The sequence below is a fragment of the Synechococcus sp. H55.11 genome (assembly GCF_047462475.1).
GTDB lineage: Bacteria > Cyanobacteriota > Cyanobacteriia > Thermostichales > Thermostichaceae > Thermostichus.
Genome location: NZ_JANSJI010000086.1, coordinates 1 through 1957, shown reverse-complemented (window position 1 = coordinate 1957; position 1957 = coordinate 1). Strand labels below are relative to the sequence as shown.

3 protein-coding genes are annotated in these 1957 nt (G+C 58.6%); 1 reads left to right on the top strand and 2 read right to left on the bottom strand.

Annotated elements, in window-relative coordinates; all coding sequences use genetic code 11:
* Positions 1 to 44: 44 nt before the first annotated feature.
* On the top strand, positions 45 to 362 hold the full coding sequence (locus tag NW853_RS03980) for a TMEM14 family protein (RefSeq protein ID WP_414347896.1): 318 nt from the start codon (positions 45 to 47) through the stop codon (positions 360 to 362).
* Between the two features lie 11 nt (positions 363 to 373).
* On the opposite strand, the gene hypA is transcribed toward NW853_RS03980, so the two are convergent.
* Positions 374 to 742, bottom strand: coding sequence for a hydrogenase maturation nickel metallochaperone HypA (gene hypA / locus NW853_RS03975; protein ID WP_414347894.1), 369 nt, complete (start codon positions 740 to 742; stop codon positions 374 to 376).
* A 3-nt stretch (positions 743 to 745) separates the two neighbouring features.
* Positions 746 to 1924, bottom strand: a complete 1179-nt coding sequence (speB, locus tag NW853_RS03970) for an agmatinase (protein ID WP_414347891.1) — start codon at positions 1922 to 1924, stop codon at positions 746 to 748.
* Between the last annotated feature and the right edge of the window lie 33 nt (positions 1925 to 1957).

Below are 1957 nucleotides of genomic sequence, written 5' to 3'. Positions count from 1 at the left end.
CCGCCGATTAAGCTAAACCGAGAGAGGACAAGGCTTTCCCAATCATGCTGACCGCGCAAATCACCTTGCTGGTCTATGGAGCACTGCTTCTAGTGGGCGGAGTAATTGGCTACGTGAAAGGCAAAAGCTCTAAGTCTTTCATCGCGGGACTGGTTGGGGCTGTACTCAGTGGAGTGAGCCACTGGCTGCTGGGGGTGGATCCCCGCTGGGGGCTGGGCCTAGGCTTGGGGACAACGGTGTTGGGATCTGTCGTCTTCGCCCTGCGCTATCGCAAAACCCGAAAGGTTATGCCCGCCGGCTTGATGGTGATCCTGAGTTTGGGAGCGGCTGTCCTCCTGGGATTGAGCCTTGCATCGGCCTAGGCGACTTCTGGTCACGCTGCTGGGTCAGAGTCGATTAAACATTCGATGTGGTCGATCTTCAGCTCTCGCCCCGAGCGAATCTCTTCCATCGGGGATCCACAGTGGGGGCAAGCGTAGCGACGGCCCATTTCTGGCTTGTACTCTTGGCCACAGGGATGGCAATAAGCAATCAGCGGTGTTTCCCGGATGATTAACTGGGATCCCTGCAGGAAAGTGCCCTGGGTTTGGGCAGCATAGGCAAATTGCAGGCTGGCCGGCTCCACGCAGGTAAACTGTCCCACCACCAGATGCACCCGGGCGATCTGGGGCTGCCCGGGCTGACTTTGCCACCAGTCGCGCAGCGTTTGGATCAAGGCGCGCGTCATGTCGGTTTCATGCATCCCCTACCTCCAGTCGCCGACCATTTCCGGTGTCGCCTCCGGGTGGATGTAGGCGGGCTTTTCCCGGCGCGGCAGTTGTCCGGATACCACCAAGTGGGCCAGCGTATCGCAAATCACTCGGGTGGCCATCAGGGCTGTGATGTCGCTGATATCGTAAGGGGGAGAAACTTCCACCACTTCTAGGCCACAGACGGGTGCTTCCCGGACAATGCGCTTGAGCAAGTAAAGGGCCTCCCGCGGCAGCAGCCCACCGGGTTCCGGCCAGCCGGTACCCGGCACAAAGCCGGCATCGATGCAGTCGATATCGAAGCTGATGTACACGCAATCGGTGCCGTCTAGGGCTTTTTCGAGGGCAAAATCGGCGGCTGCATCCAAGCCCATTTCGGTGATATCGGTAACGGTAAGGATATGAGTGGCCCGCTCCCGGCAGACCTTCACCCCTTGCCGGGGCACTTGCCAGCCGCCAATGCCCAGTTGCACGAGGTTGTGGGCAGGCGCATTGCGGATATTTGTGGCATGAAACCAAGGACAGGTGTGCATGCGCTCATCCAAGTCGGTTTCTTGGGTGTCCACGTGGCGGTCGAAGTGGATGATGCCCATTTTTTTGTCCCCCAGGTGCCGACAGATGCCGCGCACTGTGGGAAAGCCAATCGAGTGATCTCCGCCCAGGATAACGGGAAAAGCCCCAGACCCGAAAATATGAGCTACCCCTTTGGAGATTTGGTCGAAGGATTTTTCGTTGTTGGCCGGGATCGTAAAAATATCCCCGACATCGCAGAGGGTGATCTGCTCCCGCAAATCGACGCCAAACTCAAAGTTATAGGGTGTGTATAAAGCGGAAATGCGCCGGATCCCCTGCGGGCCAAAGCGGGTGCCGGGCCGATAGGTGGTGCCGGAATCGTGGGGTACGCCCACCACCGCCACATCGTATTCCCCAACCTTGCGCACATCCTCCAGGTATGGAGCCTTGAGAAAGGTATTGATGCCGGCATAGTGGGGCAATTCGCCCCGGGAAAAGGTGGGGATCGAGCGATCGCCGATACTGGCTGCCGCTTCTAGGCCAAACTCTAAGCCGCGACTCACCTCTTGCTGCCAGCCGGAGAGAGAAAGCCCCGCCTCCTTGGCCAGAGCGGCCTGGGCTTCGCTGGAAAAGTCGTTATTCGCGTTCGATTCGGTGGTCATAATGGGATCCCTCCTTTAGGTGGTGTATTCGGC